This window comes from Natronospirillum sp. (assembly GCF_022565775.1).
Lineage (GTDB): Bacteria > Pseudomonadota > Gammaproteobacteria > Pseudomonadales > Natronospirillaceae > Natronospirillum.
The window spans coordinates 55,067-75,924 of sequence record NZ_JAIUMC010000001.1; the positions used below are offsets into that span (position 1 = coordinate 55,067).

17 protein-coding genes are annotated in these 20,858 nt (G+C 60.6%); 11 read left to right on the plus strand and 6 right to left on the minus strand.

Annotated features, from left to right (window positions below):
- Positions 1-7: 7 nt before the first annotated feature.
- The 3 genes from LAT62_RS00245 to LAT62_RS00255 all read right to left on the minus strand — a co-directional run bounded on the left by LAT62_RS00245 (position 8) and on the right by LAT62_RS00255 (position 4,190).
- A complete protein-coding gene (locus LAT62_RS00245; RefSeq protein WP_293377097.1) occupies positions 8-472 on the minus strand; it encodes a MarR family winged helix-turn-helix transcriptional regulator in 465 nt (154 codons plus the stop codon).
- Positions 469-1,224: an SDR family NAD(P)-dependent oxidoreductase gene (locus LAT62_RS00250; RefSeq protein ID WP_293377100.1), complete on the minus strand. Its 756-nt coding sequence runs from the start codon at positions 1,222-1,224 to the stop codon at positions 469-471. The genes LAT62_RS00245 and LAT62_RS00250 overlap by 4 nt, the downstream gene beginning before the upstream one ends.
- 686 nt (positions 1,225-1,910) lie before the next feature.
- On the minus strand, positions 1,911-4,190 hold the full coding sequence (locus tag LAT62_RS00255) for a bifunctional salicylyl-CoA 5-hydroxylase/oxidoreductase (RefSeq protein WP_293377103.1): 2,280 nt from the start codon (positions 4,188-4,190) through the stop codon (positions 1,911-1,913).
- 155 nt (positions 4,191-4,345) lie between these two features.
- On the opposite strand from LAT62_RS00255, the gene LAT62_RS00260 reads away from it, so the two are divergent.
- The 7 genes from LAT62_RS00260 (at position 4,346) to LAT62_RS00290 (ending at position 14,684) form a co-directional block, all read left to right on the plus strand.
- The gene (locus LAT62_RS00260) at positions 4,346-5,116 is read left to right on the plus strand and encodes an enoyl-CoA hydratase-related protein (protein ID WP_293377106.1); all 771 of its coding nucleotides are present in this window, start codon (positions 4,346-4,348) and stop codon (positions 5,114-5,116) included.
- Between the two features lie 3 nt (positions 5,117-5,119).
- Positions 5,120-6,523, plus strand: a complete 1,404-nt coding sequence (locus LAT62_RS00265) for a 3-hydroxyacyl-CoA dehydrogenase NAD-binding domain-containing protein (protein ID WP_293377109.1) — start codon at positions 5,120-5,122, stop codon at positions 6,521-6,523.
- Positions 6,524-6,526: 3 nt separating this feature from the next.
- A complete protein-coding gene (locus LAT62_RS00270; RefSeq protein WP_293377112.1) occupies positions 6,527-7,414 on the plus strand; it encodes an alpha/beta hydrolase in 888 nt (295 codons plus the stop codon).
- A gap of 103 nt (positions 7,415-7,517) precedes the next feature.
- Entirely contained in the window at positions 7,518-9,035 is a 1,518-nt protein-coding gene (locus tag LAT62_RS00275; RefSeq protein WP_293377115.1) for a malate:quinone oxidoreductase, read from the plus strand.
- Between the two features lie 49 nt (positions 9,036-9,084).
- Positions 9,085-9,966, plus strand: coding sequence for a LysR family transcriptional regulator (locus LAT62_RS00280; RefSeq protein WP_293377118.1), 882 nt, complete (start codon positions 9,085-9,087; stop codon positions 9,964-9,966).
- A gap of 74 nt (positions 9,967-10,040) precedes the next feature.
- Positions 10,041-11,000, plus strand: coding sequence for a sodium-dependent bicarbonate transport family permease (locus LAT62_RS00285; protein WP_293377121.1), 960 nt, complete (start codon positions 10,041-10,043; stop codon positions 10,998-11,000).
- Positions 11,001-11,078: 78 nt separating this feature from the next.
- Positions 11,079-14,684, plus strand: a complete 3,606-nt coding sequence (locus LAT62_RS00290; RefSeq protein ID WP_293377124.1) for an EAL domain-containing protein — start codon at positions 11,079-11,081, stop codon at positions 14,682-14,684.
- A gap of 29 nt (positions 14,685-14,713) precedes the next feature.
- Here LAT62_RS00290 and maiA read toward each other — a convergent pair whose 3' ends face one another.
- The gene (maiA, locus tag LAT62_RS00295; RefSeq protein WP_293377127.1) at positions 14,714-15,364 is read right to left on the minus strand and encodes a maleylacetoacetate isomerase; all 651 of its coding nucleotides are present in this window, start codon (positions 15,362-15,364) and stop codon (positions 14,714-14,716) included.
- Positions 15,365-15,482: 118 nt separating this feature from the next.
- On the opposite strand from maiA, the gene LAT62_RS00300 reads away from it, so the two are divergent.
- The 3 genes from LAT62_RS00300 (at position 15,483) to LAT62_RS00310 (ending at position 18,356) form a co-directional block, all read left to right on the plus strand.
- Positions 15,483-16,235, plus strand: coding sequence for a sulfite exporter TauE/SafE family protein (locus LAT62_RS00300; RefSeq protein ID WP_293377130.1), 753 nt, complete (start codon positions 15,483-15,485; stop codon positions 16,233-16,235).
- A gap of 98 nt (positions 16,236-16,333) precedes the next feature.
- Positions 16,334-16,807 (plus strand): universal stress protein, encoded by a 474-nt coding sequence (locus LAT62_RS00305; protein ID WP_293377133.1) that lies wholly within the window; start codon positions 16,334-16,336, stop codon positions 16,805-16,807.
- A gap of 175 nt (positions 16,808-16,982) precedes the next feature.
- Positions 16,983-18,356: an L-serine ammonia-lyase gene (locus LAT62_RS00310; protein ID WP_293377136.1), complete on the plus strand. Its 1,374-nt coding sequence runs from the start codon at positions 16,983-16,985 to the stop codon at positions 18,354-18,356.
- A gap of 14 nt (positions 18,357-18,370) precedes the next feature.
- Here the strand turns inward: LAT62_RS00310 and gcvT are convergent, their stop codons facing one another.
- The gene (gene gcvT, locus LAT62_RS00315; protein ID WP_293377139.1) at positions 18,371-19,495 is read right to left on the minus strand and encodes a glycine cleavage system aminomethyltransferase GcvT; all 1,125 of its coding nucleotides are present in this window, start codon (positions 19,493-19,495) and stop codon (positions 18,371-18,373) included.
- 129 nt (positions 19,496-19,624) lie between these two features.
- The gene (locus tag LAT62_RS00320) at positions 19,625-20,266 is read right to left on the minus strand and encodes an XRE family transcriptional regulator (RefSeq protein ID WP_293377142.1); all 642 of its coding nucleotides are present in this window, start codon (positions 20,264-20,266) and stop codon (positions 19,625-19,627) included.
- A gap of 198 nt (positions 20,267-20,464) precedes the next feature.
- Here LAT62_RS00320 and gcvH point away from each other — a divergent pair, with 198 nt between their 5' ends.
- On the plus strand, positions 20,465-20,857 hold the full coding sequence (gene gcvH / locus LAT62_RS00325) for a glycine cleavage system protein GcvH (protein WP_293377145.1): 393 nt from the start codon (positions 20,465-20,467) through the stop codon (positions 20,855-20,857).
- Position 20,858 lies beyond the last annotated feature (1 nt).

Here is a 20,858-nt window from a genome sequence, read left to right on the forward strand (position 1 = left end):
CCATCCTTCAGTGTTCGCTGTGGGCCACCGGCAGGTGGTCCAGCAGCTCAATCAGTTCATGGGCCTTGTCGACGCTGAACTCGCTGAACAGTTCGTCGACCCAGTTTTCGTGTGCCTCGGCCATGGTGGAAAAGATGCGCTGGCCGCTCTCGGTAAGCTGCACTCGGGTGGCGCGTCGATCGCCTTCGATGGCGATGCGGGTCACCCAGCCATCGTCAACCAGCCGGCTGATGATGCCGGTCACATTGCCATTGGAGACCTTGAGTGACTGCGACAACTCGTTCATTTTCAGGCCATCCGGATTGCGTGCCAGGGCGGCCATGACGTCAAACCTTGGCAGCGTACTGTCGAATTCGGTACGCAGCCGCTCGCGCAGCTCCGCTTCCACCTGTCGGGTGGTGCGCAGCATGCGCAGCCAGAGGCGCAGGCGCTCCTTGCTCGGGGTGGTCAGCTTTTCAACTGTGGTGGTCATATCTCACCTCCCGCAATGGCCAGTGCCTGACCATGGATAGCGCTGGCACCCGGGCTGGCAACCCAGAGGGCGGTGGCAACAACTTCTTCCGTGCTCACCAGACGCCCCTGGGGATTGCTCTTGGCCAGCAGGGCATAGGCATCGTCGCGCGAGCGGCCGGTCTTGTTCATGATGGTCTGCAGGCTGTCTTCCAGCAGCGGCGTTTCGGTAAATCCGGGGCACAGGGCATTGACGGTAATGCCCTTGTCGGCAATCTCCAGCGCCAGTGAGCGCACCAGCCCAATGACGCCGTGTTTGGCCGCGCAATAGGGGGCCACATAGGGGTAGCCCTTGAGGCCGGCGGTGGAGGCCACGGCGAGCAGCCGGCCGCCTGGCTGCATGCGGGCGAGGCCGGCCTGCAGAGTCAGAAAGGCGCCGGTAAGATTGACCGCGATCATGTCCTGCCATTCACCAAAACCGGTTTTGTGCACCGGGGCGCTGTGGGCGGCGCCAGCGTTGGCGATAACGACATCGACGCGATCCAGGTCGGAGAACAGGGTGTCCATGGCCTCGGGTCGGGTGACATCGACCACGCGCGCTTCGATGCCGCTCTGGCGCGCGCAGACGGTGTTCAGTCGGTCACGGTTGCGCCCGCCGATGACCACCCGCGCCCCGGCGCCGGCAAACGCGACGGCCAGCTCGGCGCCTATACCCGAACCGCCGCCGGTGATCACCACCGTTTTGCCGCTGTAATCCCACTGTGTGTCGTTCATTCTTCCCTCAATGTTGGTTGTTCATGCCCGCGGGTGCCAATCGGACCGTCGCCACGCTCGGGTACATGCCTGTGAGACACGCAAAAAACGTCATCCCTGACAGCTCGACTACGGCCGTCCATGGCCGTAGACGGTCTCACAGTGCATGCACCCGGCAGGCGACTCCAACCGTGCCTCCGTAGGAGCGCACCACGTGCGCGACAGGCCACCGCCGGTGGCCCTTTTTGGGGCGGCTACAACGGTGCCACCCTGTAGGCGCGTGCCTTGGCCGCGCTTGGCCACGAAGTGGCCCCATAGGCAGGCTGTTGAGCACAAGGCCCGAGCCGCGTCAGCAGCCAAGCGAATCGTTGTGGTGCCGCCGGCTGTTGCGTCAGCCCACGGAGGATCAGCGGGACAGATGTCTGAGCGTTGTAGGCCAGGGGCGTAAGCCCCGCTCGAAGCTGGTAAGGCGCCTAACGTCGCCGGGCACGACTTACGTCGTTGGCCTACAGAAAAAGGCACCACTGTTCGCGGGTTGCTGACCGGTCGGGCCTCTGGCTGGTAGCCGAACTTGGCGACGCGCTGCTCAGCACCGCCGGCAAAGGCCCGCAGAGTGCGGCTTGCTGTCAGAGCGCCAGAGACTGCGACCAGAGGAGGCGCCAAGCGGGGCTTACGCCCCTGGCCTACAGGGAACTGAGCCGTGTTCATCAGATCAACCCCTCGTCGCGCTCGGCGAGGCGCAACAGTTGATCGCGGCCGGCGAGGTAGGGCAGCGGCCAGTTCTGCTCCTGGTTGCCGATCTTCGCCGCCGCATGCAGCGTCCAGTAGGGGTCGGCCAGATGCGGCCGCGCCAGGCAGACCAGATCCGCCCGCCCCGCCATCAGAATCGAATTCACATGATCCGGGTCATAGATATTGCCCACCGCCATGGTCGGCATGCCCGCCTCCTGGCGAATGCGATCGGCAAACGGCGTCTGGAACATGCGGCCATAGACCGGCTGCGCCTGCTGCGAGGTCTGCCCTGCCGACACGTCGACTATGTCCACATCGGCCGCCTTCAGCAGCTTCGCAATGGCCACGGCATCTTCCGGCGTGATGCCGTCATCCGCTACCCAGTCATGGGCCGAAATGCGCACCGACAGGGGTTTGTGTGCCGGCCAGACCGCGCGCACCGCACGTATCACTTCCAAGGGGTAGCGCATGCGATTGTCCAGGCTGCCACCGTATTCATCGGTCCGCTTGTTGGTCAGCGGCGTAATGAAGCTCGACAGCAGGTAGCCGTGCGCACAGTGCAATTCCAGCATGTCGAAACCGGCCTGCTCGGCCAACTGCGCCGCATGCACGAATTCTGCCTTGACCTGATCCATGTCGGACCGCGTCATCGCCTTGGGCACCTGATTGTCCGGCGACCAGGGCACCTCGGAAGCCGCCATGATAGGCCAGTTGCCCTCGGGCAGCGGCGCATCCATGGTCTCCCAGCCAAGCTGGGTCGAGCCCTTGGGCCCGGCATGGCCAAGCTGCATGCAAAGTTTGGCATCGGTTTCCGCATGCACGAAATCAACCAGTCGCTGCCAGGCCTGGCGCTGCTCGTCGGAACACAGGCAGGGGCAGCCGGGCGTGATGCGGCCCTCGGCACTGACACAGGTCATCTCGGTATAGACCAGACCGGCACCGCCCTTGGCGCGCTCGGCATAGTGCACGAAGTGCCAGTCGGTGGGCATGCCATCCACAGCCTTGTACTGGGCCATGGGCGACACAACAACGCGGTTTTTCAGAGTCATGTCACGGAGCGTCCAGGGGGCAAACATGGGCGCCGCACTGCTGCCCGGATTGCCAGCCTGGCCCTGAAACCACTGCTCGGCACTGCTCAGCCACTCAGGGTCGCGCAAGCGCAGGTTTTCGTGACTGATGCGCTGCGAGCGGGTCAACAGCGCGTAGTTGAACTGTACCGGATCCAGATCGAGATAACGCTCGATCTGCTCGAACCATTCAGTGGAGTTGCGTGCCGCTGACTGCAGACGCAGCACCTGCAGGCGACGCTCTTCTTCATAACGCTTGAAGGCTTCGGTCAGTGAAGACTCACTCTCCACATAGTCGGCCAGTGCAATGGCGCTTTCCAGAGCCAGCTTGGTGCCGGAGCCGATAGAGAAGTGAGCCGTCGCTGCCGCATCCCCCATCAGCACGATGTTCTTGTAGCTCCAGCGCTTGCACAGGACACGCGGGAAGTTGATCCAGGCCGAGCCACGTATATGGCGCGCATTGGTCATCAACGGATGCCCCCCCAGATGGCGCTCGAAGATGCGCTCGCAGGTGGCGATGGATTCATCCTGTGTCATGTCACCGAAGCCGAAGCCGTCCCAGGTCTCCTGCGAACATTCGACGATAAAGGTTGCCGTGTCGTCATCGAACTGATAGGCATGCGCCCAGATCCAGCCGTGCTCGGTACGCTCGAAAATGAAGGTGAAGGCATCATCGAATTTCTGGTGCGTGCCCAGCCAGACGAATTTGCAGGCCCGCACATCGATATCCGGCTCGAAATGCTCTTCATACTGGGTGCGCGTTCTGGAGTTGATGCCGTCGCAGGCAATCACCAGGTCATACTGCTCGGCATAGTAGCCGGCATCCTGAACTTCCTGCTCGAAGCACAGTTCTATGCCCAGTTCCCGTGCTCGCTCCTGCAGCAGCACCAGCAATTGCCGGCGCCCGATACCACAGAAGCCATGGCCGGTAGAGACGGTACGCACCCCATCGTGAACCACCGCAATATCGTCCCAATAGGCGAAATGTGCCCGAATGCGCTCGGCGCTGACTGAATCGTTCTCGGTCAGGTTGTCCAGTGTTTCATCCGACAGCACCACACCCCAGCCAAACGTATCGTTGGGTCGGTTGCGCTCGATCACGGTAATGTCATGATCCGGGTTGCGCAGCTTGGCGCTGATGGCGAAGTAGAGCCCTGCCGGACCGCCCCCGAGGCAAACAATCTTCATTCTTGTTGTCCTGTATCTGCGATTTGGGACCTGTGTTATTCAATGTAGTCCTGACTTTTATATATTTCAAGCCTAAACTTTCATGCTTGAAAGATATGCCGATTGAACCTAACCTGAATGCTGGATGAAAAACGCTGGCCAATTCGGGGATGCCCATGAGTGAAAGCCTGCTTACAGAACAACACGGTCCGGTGCTGGTCATGACCCTGCATCGCCCCGAGGCGCGCAACGCCCTGAACACGGAGCTGCTCGCGGCACTCGCCGGTGCCTGTCAGGAAGCCGATGCCGACGAGGCTGTTCGGGTGCTGCTGATTCAGGGCAGTGGCGAGCACTTTGCAGCCGGAGCCGATATCAACGAAATTGCCGACAAGACCACAGTTGATGGGCTGACAGATCCACGTCGCCAGTACTGGCAAACCCTGCAGGCGCTGCGCAAACCGGTCATTGCTGCCGTTGAAGGCTTTTGTCTGGGCGGCGGCTGCGAGCTTGCGCTGGGGGCAGATCTGCTGGTGGTCGCCGAAGATGCTAAACTGGGTCAACCGGAGGTCAGGCTCGGACTGATCCCGGGCGCTGGCGGGCTGCAGCGACTGGCCGCCACCATTGGCCGGGCGCGTGCCATGCGCCTGGGTCTCACCGGAGAACAGATCAGTGGCCAGCAGGCTTTCGACTGGGGATTGGCCAGCCATTTGACACCGCCGGGCCAGGCTCGCGCAGAGGCGCTGGCATTGGCCGAGAAGCTTGGCCGTGGTGCCCCGCTGGCCCAGCAGTTGGTCAAGGCCGCCGTGCTCAGTGCAACCGATGACCTGCACGCCACAGGGCGCCGACAGAGCCGCTCCCACTTCGAGCAGTTGCTGAGCAGCGCTGACAAGGCCGAGGGCATTGCCGCCTTTCGTGACCAGCGCAAACCCGATTTCAGAGGGCAATAACCCGTGTCAAATCAGACTGCTTCATCCACTGCCAACCAACACCCTGTCGTCAGCGTGCTGGGCGCTGGTGTCATGGGTCAGGGCATTGCTCAGCTCAGTGCCCAGTCGGGGTGGAGAACGCTGCTCTACGATCTGTCCTTCGAGGCCTGCGACAAGGCCTTTCACAACATAGAAAAGGCGCTGCAAAAACGGGTCGACAGAGGCCGCCTGACCGCCGCCGAGGCGACCAATACGATGCGGCGTCTGGAAATAGTGAATGACGTGGAAGAACTCGCCGAATCCGACCTGGTGATCGAAGCGGTGGTGGAAGACCTGGGGGTCAAGCATCGCCTGATCCGGACACTGGAAAAGCATTGTCGCAAGGACACCCTGCTGTGCACCAATACGTCTTCGCTTTCGGTGGCGGATATTGCCTCGGTAGCTCACCACCCGGAGCGCATCGCCGGGCTGCATTTCTTCAACCCGGCACCGGTGATGAAGCTGGTCGAAGTGATTCAGGCGCCCTGCACCTCGGATGAAGTGGTCAACAGGCTATGCGTGCTGGCGCGAGAGATGGGCAAGATTCCGGTTATAGCGCAAGACAGCCCGGCGTTTATCGTCAATCGCTGTGCCCGACCCTTCTACAGCGAACCCCTGACCATGCTGACCGAGGGTCTGGCCGATATACCGACACTGGATCAGGCTATCCAGGACAACGCGGGCACACCCCTCGGCCCCTTCGAGCTGATGGATCTGGTTGGGCTGGACGTCAATCTGAAGGCAACTACCACCGTATGGTGCGCCTTTGACAATCATCCGCGCTTCGCGCCGTCCTCCGCGGTGCATGGCCGGGTAGCGAAAGGACAACTGGGGCGCAAGTCGGGCCAGGGATTCTACGACTATACAGGTGCCCGGGACGCCCGGCAGACCCAGGACGAGCCGCCAGAGGCCGCGCACTCCCGTATTCTGGCCGACAAGCTGGCGGATACACTGCCGTTTCAAGTGGCAGTCAGTGATGGTCGCCTGGCTCAGGAGGCGGCAGGGGGTGCTCCTCTGTTGTGGCTGGACCAGAATCTGGTGAGCTGGCAACGGCATCCGGTCATCCTGGCCTGCACAGGCTCAGGTCTGAGTGGCGCGCAGTTCGACGAGGCCCGGCATGCTGCAGCGGCACTGGGTGTCACACTGAAACTGATTGCGGATCGGCCCGGCCTGGTCGCGCAACGCCTGGCCATCATGCTGGAACGGGAGGCCACACGGGTGGTCGCCGAGGGGGTGGCGCAGTCGCAAGACATCGATACCGCACTGCGGTATGGCCTCAATTTCCGTGCCGGCCCTTTTTCACTGAATGCCGACATCGACGATGCCTGCGCTGAACGCATACTGACCCACTTGCGGGCAGACGACGACACCGGGCGTTATGAGGACTGACCCATGCCTATTGCCGAGCACCCGCTTTATCGGGATTTCACCACACAGGAAGCCATTGATGCGGCTTACAATCCGTCAATTGGCCGTACCGACGGTGCGGCCCTTATGCAGAGCTTCACTGAGCGCAGTGCTGCCACGCGCGCGGCACTGAAGTGTCGGCTTGATCTGAGGTTCGGCCCCACCATCGATGAAACACTGGATTACTTTCCTGCCCGGGGTGGCACTGGCGCGCCTCTGCATGTGTTTATCCATGGTGGCTACTGGCGCTCACTGAGCAGCAAGGATTTTTCTTACATGGCCAAGGGCCTGGTGAAATCCGGGGTCAATGTTGCGATCATCAACTATGCACTCTGCCCCAGGGTGACCCTGGGCGAGATCGTGCGCCAGAGCCGCGCCGCGCTGGCCTGGCTCTATGGCTCCGCGGCCGAGCTGGGCTTTGACCGCAGCAATATCACCGTCTCCGGCCATTCAGCAGGTGGTCACCTGCTGGGCATGCTGCTGGCGACCGACTGGGCAGGCGACTATGAACTGCCGAACGACCTGATACGCGGTGGCGTAGCCATCAGTGGCCTGTTCGATCTGGGTCCGTTTCCCTGGTCGTGGCTGCAGCCCAAACTGCAACTGGCCGGGCGCGATGTGCGCGAATTGAGCCCCCTCTTTCAGCCGGTAAGGGTGAACTGCCCGCTGCTCGCCGCGGTGGGGGAACTGGAGTCCGACGAGTTTCATCGCCAGTCACAGGCTTGGGTGGCACATCTGCAGACGGAGTTTCCAAACCAGTCACACCACTACCTGAGCGTGCCGGCCCGTGACCATTTCAGCATCATCGACGACCTGGCCGCCGGCGAGGGGCCCTTGATGGACGCGGTACAGGCGCAGATCAAACCGAAATAATCGAAAATTTCGAATTTATAAATTACTAATTCGATTATTTGATACCTATTACTCACTTAGACTGCTGAATACCGGACAAACATCCGATCCCGGAGGTTCAGCAATGAAGGCAAGTGACTACGATCTCATTCTGGTGGGTGGTGGCATCATGAGCACCACACTGGCCACTCTGATCCATCTGATCGACTCATCCCAACGGATTGCGATTCTCGAACAGGCTCCAGAGTTGGGTCGCGAAAGCTCTGATGGTTGGCACAACGCCGGCACCGGTCATGCCGGTTTCTGCGAGCTCAACTACACGCCCGCCGACAGTAGCGGGCATGTCGATATCTCGCGCGCCTGCAGCATCAATGCCCGCTTTGAAGTGTCCATGCAGTTCTGGGCCAGCCTCGCGCAGTTAGGGATAGTAACCGGGCCACTGGGTGCCGTGCGCAGTGTGCCGCACCTGAGTTGGGTCACAGGCGAAGCAGGCGTGCGATTTCTGCGCGAACGCTTTCGAGCCCTTCAGCAGTCGCCCTTTTTCGAGGGGATGGAATACAGCGAGAGTCCCCGCCTGCTGTCGGATTGGCTGCCGCTGATGCACAAGGCCCTTGATCACACCACACCCATGGCGGCCACTCGCATGGTTTCGGGAACCGACGTCGACTTCGGTCGTCTAACCCGCCAGCTCGGCCGCTGGTTGGCGCAACACAGTGCGGTGGACATTCTGTGCAACCACCGGGTCACGGAACTGCAGCGGACATCAGACGGTTGGCAAGTGAAAGCGAAAGGCGGCGAACAGCCCATCGAGCTTAGCGCACGCCGACTGTTCCTGGGTGCCGGCGGCGCTACCCTGTCGCTGTTGCAGCTGGCCGGGGTGCCTGAAGCGCGAGGCTATGGCGCCTTTCCGGTGTCCGGACTCTGGCTCGCCAGCACCCATCAGGACATGGCCCGTCTGCATAACGCCAAGGTCTACGGCCAGGCCCCGGTAGGAGCGCCGCCCATGTCGGTACCCCATCTGGATTCACGCTATCTGGAAGGCAAGGCAGCTCTGCTGTTCGGCCCGTTTGCCGGACTCACCAGTCGCTTCCTGCGCGCGGGCAGCGGCCTGGACCTGGTGCGCTCGGTGCGTTTGCACAACCTGATGCCGATGGCTCGGGTCGGCCTGGAACAGCATACACTCACGCGCTATCTGCTGCGCGAAGGCCTGAGCCGTTTCGAGGATCGATTTGCCCAATTGCAAACTTTCCTGCCGGATGCACGGCCCGAAGACTGGGCTTTGCGCACCGCAGGGCAACGCGTGCAGATCATTCGCTGCCAGAACAATGGACGGCCGGAACTGGCCTTTGGCACCGAAGTTCTGACCAGCAAGGACGGCAGTCTCAGCGCACTGCTCGGCGCATCTCCGGGCGCGTCGGTCAGCGTGGATGCTATGCTGGAGGTGCTGTCCGGCCTGATGCCCGAATTGCAGACCGGCTTGCCGGGGCAGCGCCTGAGAGACCTCATTCCGGTTAGCCGGAGCGACCTGCTGGCGAAGCCGCAGCAGATTGGCAAACTGCGGGAACGCAACAGCCGATTGCTCGGTCTGCAGGCGCCATCAGTTGACGAGCCGCGCAATCAGTACTGGTCCGGGGCTGCCTGACAGCGGTAAGGTGGGGCTTCAACATCAATCGGAGCTTGGATGGCCGCGCATGCCGACAAGACTGAACTACCGACACCTGCACTATTTCTGGCTGATTGCCAAAGAAGGCTCGGTGGCGCGTGCAAGTGAAAAACTGGAGCTCGCGCCACAGACGGTCAGTGGTCAGATAGCGACTCTTGAACAAGAGATCGGGCTGCGGCTTTTTCGTCGCAACGGGCGCCAACTGGTGCTGACGGATGCCGGCCAGGAAGTGTTTCGGCATGCGGAAAAAGTATTCAGTGCTGGGGCCGACCTGGAGGCCTTTCTGGCTGGCGAGCAGACGGCGCGTCGGCCTCAGTTGTCAGTGGGTATCACGGCCTCCATCCACAAGCTGTTTGCCTATCGCACCATTCAAAAAGCACTTGATGCCGAGCCGGCTCTCAGGTTGCGTTGTCGCACCGGCAGTCCGGGGGACCTGTTGCAGGCTCTGCGCACCGGACAATTGCACGTTGTACTGACTGATCGCATACCGGAAACTCCGGCCCAGGAGGCCTGGCAGCTGCACACTCTGGAGCGCTCGCCTATCAGTCTGTTCGGCACCAAGGAACTGGCCAGGCAGCTGCGACCCGGTTTCCCTCATAGCCTGCAAGATGCACCCTATCTGGCCAATGCCCTGGATGCCCCCTATCACCAGCAATTGATGCTGTGGCTGCAGCAGCACGGCATCAGGGTAAGGGAAATCGCCGAGATTGATGACAGTGCCCTGCTCAAGGTATTCGGTCACAGTGGCCTGGGGCTGTTCGCCGCACCCTCAGTAATCACTGAAGACGTCTGCCGCCAGTATCAGGTTGAGTTGGTCGGCGAGCTGTCAGCGGTGGAAGACCAGTTGTTTGCCGTCACCCGTTCCGGCGCCTTGTTTCATCCCGGAGTCAGCGCGCTGTGCGCTGTCTGATCTGACTGAGGCTGTCTGATAGTTTTTCAGTCAGCGGGCTAGAGCCCGCCGACGCCAACACAGGGAGATTACCGTTGCCCGATATCGTCACCATGTTTTTCGTCCTCGGCGTGCTGGCTGGCCTGGTTCGCTCGGATCTGGAGGTGCCCAAAGCCGCCTACGACGTGCTCAGCCTGCTGCTGATGCTGACTATTGGCCTGAAGGGCGGTATCGCGCTGCACGGCAATCTGGCGCCGGAACTGTTGATTCGTCTGTTGGCGGTCATGGCCCTCGGATTCCTGATCCCGTTGGGGCTCTATCCTGTCATGCGGCGACTGGTCAAACTGAACATTGCCGACAGTGCCAGCTTTATCGCCCATTACGGCTCGGTCAGCGCGGGTACCTTTGCCGTCGCCCTCGCCTATACACAGACGCACTCTCTGGCCACCGGCGGCGAAGTCACTCTCTACCTGGTACTTCTCGAACTGCCGGCCATCCTCACCGGCATGATCCTGTACGCTCTGTTCATCCGCGGCGCCCCGACAGACAAAAACACGGAACGCCACGGCATTGGCACCATTGTCGCCGAGTCCTTCACCAACCGAAGCGTCATTTTGCTGGTCGGTGGCGTGGTAATCGGTTGGATGTACGGACCGGGGCAGGGTCAGGAGGTCACCGGTCTGCTGATGGGGGCTTTCACTGTCGTGCTGGCTCTGTTCCTGCTCGACATGGGACTGACCGCTGCCGAGGCACTGCGGGGCGTGCGGCGACGGCACTGGCGGGTTCTGACCTTTGCCCTGGTGGCCCCCATGGTACTGGCGTGGCCGGGCCTGCTGATGGGTCTGCTGCTGGAGCTGCCTGTCGGGTCGACGCTGATCCTTGCCAGTCTGACGGCCAGTGCGTCCTATATTGCCGCTCCGGTTGCCGTTCGTGGCGCCATACCGGAGGCAGATTCCGGCCTGGCCATGCTGGCGGCCCTGGGCGTGACCTTCCCATTCAACGTACTGGTGGGCATCCCGCTTTACGCCATCTGGATACAGCGGGTGGTTGGCTGACAAACGGAGATGGAGCCTGTTGCAATCATGGGCTAGACTCCAGTTCTGCCATTTAGAAGGCTTTGAGATGTCAAGTCGATGAAGACAGACCTGCCCCAGTTGACCCGGGTTGTCTACAGCTACATTTTCGCCTCGGCCAGCATTCTGATCAGTCTGGTGCATCTCGCCGTCTATGTGGGTCTGCTAGTCCCAAGCGACCAACTCATCATTGCCAATGATGCCGCGCTGATGGCGACATTCGTCGGCCTCACAGTGCTCTGTCATCTGCAAGGCCGTGCGCGTGCCCAGAGCGCGCTTGCGGCAGTGCTGGGCGCCCTGGCTCTGTTATCGCTATGGCGCGTGAGTAACCCGGAGCATGCCCTGAGCCAGTGGTTGTGGATGGTGCTTGGTTTCCGCCAGCAATGGCCGGAAATCCTGGCATACCTGGCCATTGCGCTGGTGTTCGTATGGCCATTGAAAGACATGCTGCTGCGCCTGATGCTCTGGGGCTCAGGGCTGATACTGAGCATCGGCGGAGCCGCCCTGATGGGCGCTATCTGGCTTACGGATCTGTCGCATCAGTATGACACCGCCCTGTCCGCTGCCCTGCTGGCAGCCGGCTGGATCATGATGGCGGGCCTTGCCCTATGGTTACTGGGCATGGCGAGCAATTCTGACAAGGAACCTCAGATCAGCCAACGCGCCCTGTCTTTTGGCCTGGTTTTCATGTTGCTGTCCATTTCCAGCTGGTACCTGCTAAGTCTGCAGTTTCAGCGCTCACTGCAGGCAGAAAGCCTGGCCAGTATCGAGATGACGCGCTCGGTGATTCAGGGCTCGGTGCAAAACCGGATTCAGCTGATGCAGCGTACCAGCAGTCGCTGGTCAAGCCAGGAGGGTCTTCCTGTCAACCCGCTGCGCCAGCGTGAGTTGCAGGAATACTTTGGTCACTTTCCTGATCTGCGCAACCTGTCTCTGACCGACAGCCGGGGCCAGGTGCTCTGGGAACAGAGTGCCGATCGATATGACGACACCTGGACCGCCTTTTTGAGCGGCGCGGAATTTCGTGATTGGCTGAGCAATGCACCCGACTGGGCGAACCTGCGCCTGGTCCACGCAGACGCCGAAGGCCTCGCGCCCCCTGCAATTGCCATCACGGTGCCGGTATTGCTGGATCGACGCTATCCGAGTCAGCTCACTGGCATCTTCAAGCTGGATCAGATGTTCCGGCACGGAATGCAATTTGACCCGTCCCCCTACAGCGTTCAGTTACAACAGGATGGCCAGGTCCTGCAGACGTTCCTGGGCAGCAGCCCCGGCCCGGACCGAAGGCTGATGGCGATACAACACTTGCCTTTGAACCCCGAGGTCGAGCTGCAGCTGGCGACCTACCATACGGACTCACAGGCCTTGCTGCGCGAGCCCTTCTTCTATCTGCTGGTTGCGCTCATGGGCAACCTGTTCGCTATTGTCATCGCGGTTGCCATCGAGCTTGCCCAGCGTAGTGCCGCACGCAGCAGAGAACTGGACCGGCTGCTGCGCAAAGCAGATTCGGTCAGCCACCTTCAAGGCATGATTGCGCAGGCCTCACCGCTGTTTCTGACCCTGCGCGGCCTTTGTGAAGTGGTGGAAAGCGAGATTCCCGACTGCCGGGCTGCCATCATGGTGAGCGACACCGGCTCAGAGCCCTTTCGCCTGGCGGCTGATGTCAGACTGTCTGCCGAGCTGCGCCAGTTGCTGGTGCAGCTCCCGGACGCCGCGACCGGCGCTCCTGCAGCCGCTGCTGCTGCAGGCAAACCGGCGATTGCCTCGGACATCAAACGGGACCCTGCCTGGGCTCCCCATCGCCACGCAGCGATGCAGGCTGATGTGCGAGCTGTCTGGTCTTACCCGGCCATGAACGGCAGCGGGGATGTACTTGGGACTCTGGTGATCATTCGAGGCTCAGTCGGCGGGCCCGACCAGAAGAGTCAGTCTCTTGCCGAAGAAATTGTCGGTTTGCTCATCCTGGCGATGGAGGTTGATACCGATCGCACGGCCTTGCGCAAAAGTGAGCAGCGCTACAGCTCGCTGTTTTCCGAACATCCGGATGCGGTGTTTTCTCTCGACAAGGACGGGCGCTTCGCCAGCGTCAACAAAGCGGTGGAAAGTCTGCTCGGAAGCCAGCAGAAAAACTTCATCGGCCTTTCCGCTGACAGTCTGTTGATTCATACCGACCGGAAACTGGCCGCCTTGCAATTTCGCCGTGCGCTGCGTGGTGAAGCGTGCCGCTATGTCGTGCGCTGCCGACATGCCAGCGGCCATGTGGCCCATCTTGATCTGACCAGTCTGCCCATAATGATCAACGGGCAGGTGCAGGGGATATTCGGCATAGCCAAGGACATCACCGCCCAGCGTCTGCAGGAAGCACAACTGGCCTTCAGCGCGAGTCACGACGCCTTGACGGGTTTGCCCAATCGGAGTCTGCTGACGGATCGGCTGACCACAAGCTGCCAGCAGGCTATACGAAACAGGGAATTCTTGGCCGTACTGTTTATCGACCTGGACGGATTCAAACCGATCAATGACAGTCTCGGGCACGCCGTGGGCGACACCATGCTGGTAGAAGTTGGCCAGCGACTGCAAAGCATGCTGCGCCCCAAAGATACACTGGCCCGCTTTGGTGGTGATGAATTTGTGGTGATACTGACCGATCTGAGCGACGCCACTGCGGCCACCTCGGTCATTGAAGCCATACTCGAGTCGCTGGGGCGCCCCTATCAGATAGACGGGTCTGAAATAACGCTGACCGCCAGCATCGGCATCAGCTACAGCGACGGCGATATCGACAACCCGATGCAACTGGTGCAGCAGGCCGACATGGCCATGTACCAGGCGAAGCAACGCGGCCGAAATCACTTTCAGTGGTACACGCTGGACATCAACACCAGCGTCAACCGGCGCGTTGCGCTGCGCAACGAATTGCAGGAGGCCATTGATCAGGAGCAGTTCGAACTGCACTATCAGCCTATTTATCAGGCCGGTACCGACCGGATACGAACGCTGGAGGCGCTGATTCGCTGGAAGGACCCAAAACAGGGATATCGCTCACCCGCGGAGTTCATTCCACTGGCAGAAGACACCGGGCAGATCATTCCGATCAGCCACTGGGTCATGCAGCAGGCCTGCAGGGATCTGAAGCAGCTGCGTCAGCATTCAGATGTGTCGGTGTCAGTCAATCTGTCTTTCGTACAATTCCGTCGACCCAACTTTCTGGACAGCGTGCTCAGCGTGCTTGACGAGGCAGGATTGCCTCGGGAGGCCATGACGCTCGAACTGACGGAAAGCATCCTGATGGAGGACACGGAGGGCGCCATAGAGGTATTGACGGCGCTGCGCCAGACGGGTATCCGGGTTGCCATTGACGACTTCGGCACCGGGTTTTCAAGCCTCAGCTACCTGCGCCGCCTGCCAGTTAACGAGCTCAAGATAGACCGCAGCTTTGTCCGCGAGCTGACCGAAAACCCGCATGATGCGGCCATCACCAGTAGCATCATCAATATGGCCCATCAACTGAAGCTGGAAGTGATTGCCGAAGGCGTGGAGACAGAAGCCCAGGCCAACTGGCTGATCGAGAATGACTGTGATGGTCTGCAGGGCTTCTATTTTGCCCACCCAACTCCGCTGCTGGACCTGCAGCAGCTTCTCGGAGCTGCCGAGATCAAGTAGAAACCAGGACCTCCCGCCGATCTGTGCGCCTATTCCGCATCCGGCTGGTTGGCAGGAATCGCCCGTTCGATTTCCGGCAGGATCACGGTGCGCTCGAAGATGCCCTCGATCGTCGGATAGGGGTCCAGTGACACACCGAAGCGACGGTTGTTGAACACCTGGCTGACCAGCCCCAGATCAGCCATCGTAACCTGATCGCCATGCACCTGGCGTCCCGTCTCCCGGCTGCTGGCCAGCATCTGTTCCAGCGGCCCGAAGGTTTCCGCAACCCAGTGCGTGAACCAGTTGCTGACGGCCTCTTCATCAGCGCCGAAACGACTGCCCAGCGCCTTGAGCACGCGCATATTGTTCACCGGGTGAATGTCGCAGCAGATCATCTGCAGAATGCTGCGCACCCGGGCCCGACCCAGAGGGTCGCGCGGCAGCAACGGTGGCTCGGGAATGATCTCGTCCAGGAACTCCATAATCGCCATTGACTGGGTCAGCACCGTGCCGTCTGACCAGACGAGGCTTGGCACCAGTCCCTGCGGGTTTAATGACAAATAGTCCTCTCCCTTGTGCTCACCCTTGCGCAGGTGATGGGTCACCTGCTCATAGTTCACACCCTTGAGGTTGAGCGCCATGCGCGCCCGAAACGATGTGGAACTGCGGAAATAACCGTGCAATACGACTTTTGCCATGTCGACGCTCCTGCTGGCTTCATGGCGACCGAGTATAGCCAACCAATCCGCAGCGCGCTGCCGAATGGGTGCGACGGGCTGAACTGCGGTGTAAACTCCCGTTTTCACTGGAGGCCAAATGACTGAACTGACCGCCGGGGCTGTCCTGCTGCTGGCACTGATCTTCATTGTTGCGGGTATCGTCAAGGGGCTCGCCGGTTTCGGCATGCCGTTGATTGCTATCCCCGCACTGACGCTGTTGACCGGGGCGCCCGTCACCCTGGCCATGGGCTGGGCCATCATCCCGCTGGTACTGACCAATCTGGCGCAGGCCATCACTGCACGGCAGCATGCTCGGGAAGCGCTGCGTGTGTGGCCGCTGCTTGCCGGCCTGTTTGGTGCACTGACGATCAGCGTGCCCTTGCTGGCGCGCATGGATCCGGGTTCACTGGCCGTCGTCGTCGGCGTCATGATCCTGCTGGTGGTAGCCAGCCAGATGCTGCGCCCCTGGCATATCGCGCCCAGGTGGCAACCCGTGGTGCTGGGCACCGCCGGCGTGGTCAGTGGCACCGTGGGCGGGCTGACTTCATTTTTCGGTTTCCCGGCCATTCAGGCGCTGCTGGCAACTGGGGTCAGTTCCGGTGGTTTTATCTTTACCGTCAGCATCATGTTCTTCGTTGGTTCCGGCATTATTGCCATTGCCCTGACCACCTTCGGGTTGATCGCCCCTTCCGACCTGCTGTTGTCTGCCGCCTGTCTGCCCCCGGCATTGCTGGGCATGAAGATTGGCCAGACGGTGCGCAACAGGGTGTCGGCCAAAATGTTCAAGCGCATTGTCATCATCATACTGCTGGCTACCGGCAGCAGTATGGTTATCAACGGTCTGTTGTAACGATCACTTGCTGATCTGGATCAATGAATTCAAACACAGGCTGGTTACTCTGGGAGAGGTAGATACTGAAACAAGGCTGCAACTCAAGGAGGCCTGCAATGACAGACATGACCCCGAAAACCATGCTGGTGCCCGTTGACGGCTCAGAGGGCTCAATCAAGGCATTGCGTCTTGGCATCACTCTCGCCAAGGCAACCGGTGCCAAACTGGACATGCTCTATGCGTTTCCGCGCAATGCCTTCGAGCTGTTCGGCATGCCGGCCGAATTTGCCACTCAGGAGCAACTCCGTTACCTCAACCCGGAAGAGTTCGACAAGCTGCGCAACCAAAATGCCAAAAAGGTATTCGACGCCATGCGCAAGGCTGTTGGCTCTGACGCCGAGGCAATACGCGACCAGGTCCTGCTCGAAGGTGACTCCTCCGAGGCCATCATCGAGCATGCCGCGAAGGCAAATGAGCCGATGATCATAGTTGGCAGCCGCGGCATCTCCAGGGTGCGTGGCCTGATGATTGGCAGTGTCAGTCAACGACTGGCTGAGCGAGCAGACTGCCCTGTCACCGTGGTTCGCTGACCCAACTCGCTGGCCGAGTTGTCTGTTTCAGTCATGCTCTTGCCCAAAAAGTTTCCTATAGGAAACTTTTTGTTGAATGAGGGAAAGTGCGTCTGCTAGTCTGCAGTTATCATGCATTTTTCGACTCTGCCTCTGGCGACATGACCGTCAGGGGCTGAGTGCAGGAGCCACAGCAATGGACATCAGCGTTTTCGACCTGTTCAAGGTCGGTATTGGCCCGTCCAGTTCCCATACGGTCGGACCGATGCGGGCAGCCCTCACCTTTATTCGGGACCTCGGCGACGGCCCGGATCTGGACCGGTGCACGCGGGTTGAAGTGAAGCTCTTCGGTTCTCTCAGTGCCACTGGCCGCGGCCATGGTACAGACCGCGCAGTGCTGGCCGGACTGGCCGGTGAAGCTCCGGATACGGTCGACCCGGTCTGGATGCAGGGTCTGGTCGATCGGGTCAGGGAAACCGGCACGCTGGCCCTGCTGCAACGCCATAACGTGACCTTCTATCTTGATCGGGATCTGCTCTTCGACGATCGTGCCCTGCCGTTTCACCCCAATGCCCTGACCCTGTCGGCCTGGGATGGTCGTTACTGCCTGCGCCAGCAGACTTTCTACTCGGTCGGTGGCGGCTTTGTTGTGACCGAGGCCGAGGCTCGGGATGGCGCCTTCGCTGACGCTGTAACCGTGCCTCATCCCTTCAGGAGTGCGTCAGAGCTAATGGCGATCTGCCAGCAAACCGGCAAGCCGATCAGCCAGATCATGCTCGACAACGAGATGGTGCGCCGCTCGGAGGCCGATATACGGTCCGGCCTCTGTACTATCTGTCGGGCCATGCGCGATTGTGTGGAAACCGGGCTGCGCACCGAGGGCATCCTGCCTGGCGGGCTGGAGGTTCGGCGTCGCGCCTATCGGTTCCATGCTGACCTGCAGAGAGCGGAACGCTCCAATATCATCACCAGCACCCTGAGCGCCATGGACTGGATCAATCTGTATGCCCTCGCCGTCAACGAAGAAAACGCAGCCGGCGGCAGGATGGTGACAGCACCGACCAACGGGGCGGCCGGCATCATTCCAGCAGTACTGATGTACTACATGAACTTCAGTGATGCGGTGCAGGAAGAGGATGTGGTGCCATTTCTGCTGACAGCGGCTGCCATTGGCGCCCTGTGCAAGCAGAATGCGTCCATTTCAGGGGCTGAAGTGGGTTGTCAGGGTGAGGTGGGGTCCGCCTGTGCCATGGCGGCCGCCGGCTTGACCGAAGTGCTGGGCGGCTCGGTTGAGCAGGTGGAAAACGCCGCGGAAATCGCTCTGGAGCACAACCTGGGGCTGACCTGCGATCCGATCGGCGGCCTGGTGCAGGTGCCCTGCATCGAGCGCAATGCGATCGCTGCGGTAAAAGCCATCAACGCAGCCCAATTGGCCCTGCGCGGCGACGGCCAGCACTTTGTCTCATTGGACAAGGTCATTCAGACCATGCGCGATACCGGCAGGGACATGCTGGACAAGTACAAGGAGACCTCCAGGGGAGGTCTCGCAGTCAATGTGATCGAGTGCTGACCGACGTGGCGCAATCAGCGCTTGTAGTCCGCACGTTTGAAGGGCATTGCGCAGACCCTCATCGGCAGCAGCTTGCCCCGAACTTCGGCCTGGATTTCGGTGCCTGGCTCGGCCAACTCTGCTGACACATAACCCATCGCGATCGCCTTTCCCACGCTCGGCCCAAAAGTACCACTGGTAACGGCACCGATTCGCTTGCCCTGCGCATCGAGCAGGATGGACCCTTCACGCACCGGCGCCCGGCCTTGACCCTCAAGGCCCACGCGGCGGCGCGTGATCGGTTGCTCTTTGGCCAGCTGTGGCAAAATGACCTGAGCACCGGGGAAGCCGCCGGCACGCTCGCCGCCTGAGCGGCGTGCCTTGCCGATGGCCCAGTTGAGGCTGGCTTCCACCGGTGTCGTGGCGGTGTCGATGTCATGCCCATACAGGCACAGGCCGGCTTCCAGGCGCAATGAATCACGCGCGCCCAGCCCGATCGGTTTTACCCGCTCGTCGGCCAGCAGGGTTTCGGCCAGTTGTCTGGCCAGGTGTGCCGGGCAGGAAATTTCATAACCGTCTTCACCGGTATAGCCGCTGCGCGAAATGATCGCGGGCTCACCCATCAGATCGAGCATGACATTGTCCATGAACACCAGGTCCCGGACCGCCGGCTGCAGTTCCGCCAGCGCCGCCTCGGCCTGCGGACCCTGCAGGGCCAGCAGAGCCCTGTCTGTCATCTCTTCCAGGTGCACACCGGCTGGCAGCATGGCGCGCAAGTGGGCAATATCAGCCTGCTTGCAGGCGGCATTGACCACCAGATAGAAGCCTTCCGCATGGCGGCTGATCATCAGATCGTCGAGTATGCCACCGGACTCGTTGGTGAGCAGACCGTAGCGCTGTCTTCCCTCTTTCAGGCCGCAAATATCAGCCGGAATCAGGGCTTCCAGTGCCTTGTCCATATCCGGGCCAGTCAACCACAACTGCCCCATGTGGGAGACATCAAACAGCCCTGCCTGCTCGCGAGTATGCAGGTGCTCCTGCTTGACACCGGCAGGAAACTGCACCGGCATGGAATAGCCTGCGAAAGGCACCAGGCGGCCACCCAGTTCTTCATGCAATACGGTAAGTGGTGTGGTTGCCAGATCAGCCTGACTGGACATGGTGCACCTCGATGGATTGGTTCAGAGTAGGCTCATCATGCCGTAAATGCGGCAATATTTCCAATAGGAAACACAGGTTTCCCCTGACGAGTCTGTTTGCGACCAGGCTTTGGCAAAAGGAGAGCGTGATCAGGCCGTAACCCAGAGTACAGTGGCATCCTCCGGGCTGGCGGATACCAGAGCGTGTCCCATGGTGCAGTCATAATAGGCCGAGTCACCCGCCTGCATCTCCACCGGCTCATAGAACTCGGTGTAGAACCAAATGGTGCCCGACAGCACATAAAGAAACTCTTCACCATCGTGCCGAACCCATTCGGGGAATTCGTCAAAGCTGCGCGCATGAACGCGAGTGACGAAGGGCACCATCTTTTTGCGCATCAGAGTGGTGGCCAGCAACTCGTGCTCATAGGTGGCCGTAGGATGAGGCTTGCCCTCACCGCGCCGCGTAATCTCGCGGCGCCCGCTGGGCTGGGCGCCCGGGCTGGGCTGCGAGAACAGCTGCGGCAGATCAATGCCCAGCCCGTGGACCAGCTTGTTGACGGCGGTAAAGGTGGGAGAGATCTGTTCATTCTCGATCTTGGACAGGGTCGAACGCGCCAGCCCGGTCAACTTGCTGGCTTCTTCCAGAGTCAGATTCTTGCCCAGCCGGATCGCACGAACCCGCTCACCCAGTTGCAAGGGCTGCAGAGTGGCCTCACTGCCGCCGTTGCCGTGCTTCACTTCCAGAGTGCGCTTGCGCTCGTCACGCAGAAAATGCGGCTCGTCAGCCATACTCACAATACGGGTTCCTGATGCTGGCAGTGGATGTGTCCAAGTATTACATAGCAGCTCGGGTGTTGAAATGTATACCGTCGCTGACAGGCAACTCGGACGCCCTTTGTTTCTTATAGGAAATTTACGTTGCGATCAAGAAATCATGCTGCTAGCCTTTCTGACCATCCCAGTTCTGTCACTTTTGGAGTCGCCTACATGGCCCATTTGCCCGCCGATCTACGTTTCACACCCAGCCACGAGTGGGTCCGACCCCATGATGATGGCACCGTGACCATTGGCATTACCGATCATGCTCAGGCGGCGCTCGGTGACATCGTTTTTCTGGAGCTGCCCGACATTGATCGTTCAGTAGCCGCCGGAGAAGAAATGGCTGTGGTCGAATCCGTCAAGGCTGCTTCTGACATCTATGCGCCTCTGTCGGGTACTGTGCTGGCGGTCAACGAGACGCTCGAAGACGCCCCGGAAACCGTCAACGAAGACTGCTATGGCGACGGATGGATGCTGCGCCTGAAACTGGCAGAGGGTGCTGATCTGACAACTCTGCTCAGTGCCGAGCAATATGAAAAGACACTGGGGGAGGAAGCCTGAC

Excerpts from the sequence above, each read along its gene's own strand:
- LAT62_RS00245 (WP_293377097.1), bottom strand. The coding sequence starts at position 472 with ATGACCACCACAGTTGAAAAGCTGACCACCCCGAGCAAGGAGCGCCTG.
- LAT62_RS00250 (WP_293377100.1), bottom strand. The coding sequence starts at position 1,224 with ATGAACGACACACAGTGGGATTACAGCGGCAAAACGGTGGTGATCACC.
- LAT62_RS00255 (WP_293377103.1), bottom strand. The coding sequence starts at position 4,190 with ATGAAGATTGTTTGCCTCGGGGGCGGTCCGGCAGGGCTCTACTTCGCC.
- LAT62_RS00260 (WP_293377106.1), top strand. The coding sequence starts at position 4,346 with ATGAGTGAAAGCCTGCTTACAGAACAACACGGTCCGGTGCTGGTCATG.
- LAT62_RS00270 (WP_293377112.1), top strand. The coding sequence starts at position 6,527 with ATGCCTATTGCCGAGCACCCGCTTTATCGGGATTTCACCACACAGGAA.
- LAT62_RS00275 (WP_293377115.1), top strand. The coding sequence starts at position 7,518 with ATGAAGGCAAGTGACTACGATCTCATTCTGGTGGGTGGTGGCATCATG.
- LAT62_RS00280 (WP_293377118.1), top strand. The coding sequence starts at position 9,085 with ATGCCGACAAGACTGAACTACCGACACCTGCACTATTTCTGGCTGATT.
- LAT62_RS00290 (WP_293377124.1), top strand. The coding sequence starts at position 11,079 with ATGAAGACAGACCTGCCCCAGTTGACCCGGGTTGTCTACAGCTACATT.
- maiA (WP_293377127.1), bottom strand. The coding sequence starts at position 15,364 with ATGGCAAAAGTCGTATTGCACGGTTATTTCCGCAGTTCCACATCGTTT.
- LAT62_RS00300 (WP_293377130.1), top strand. The coding sequence starts at position 15,483 with ATGACTGAACTGACCGCCGGGGCTGTCCTGCTGCTGGCACTGATCTTC.
- LAT62_RS00305 (WP_293377133.1), top strand. The coding sequence starts at position 16,334 with ATGACAGACATGACCCCGAAAACCATGCTGGTGCCCGTTGACGGCTCA.
- LAT62_RS00310 (WP_293377136.1), top strand. The coding sequence starts at position 16,983 with ATGGACATCAGCGTTTTCGACCTGTTCAAGGTCGGTATTGGCCCGTCC.
- gcvT (WP_293377139.1), bottom strand. The coding sequence starts at position 19,495 with ATGTCCAGTCAGGCTGATCTGGCAACCACACCACTTACCGTATTGCAT.
- LAT62_RS00320 (WP_293377142.1), bottom strand. The coding sequence starts at position 20,266 with ATGGCTGACGAGCCGCATTTTCTGCGTGACGAGCGCAAGCGCACTCTG.
- gcvH (WP_293377145.1), top strand. The coding sequence starts at position 20,465 with ATGGCCCATTTGCCCGCCGATCTACGTTTCACACCCAGCCACGAGTGG.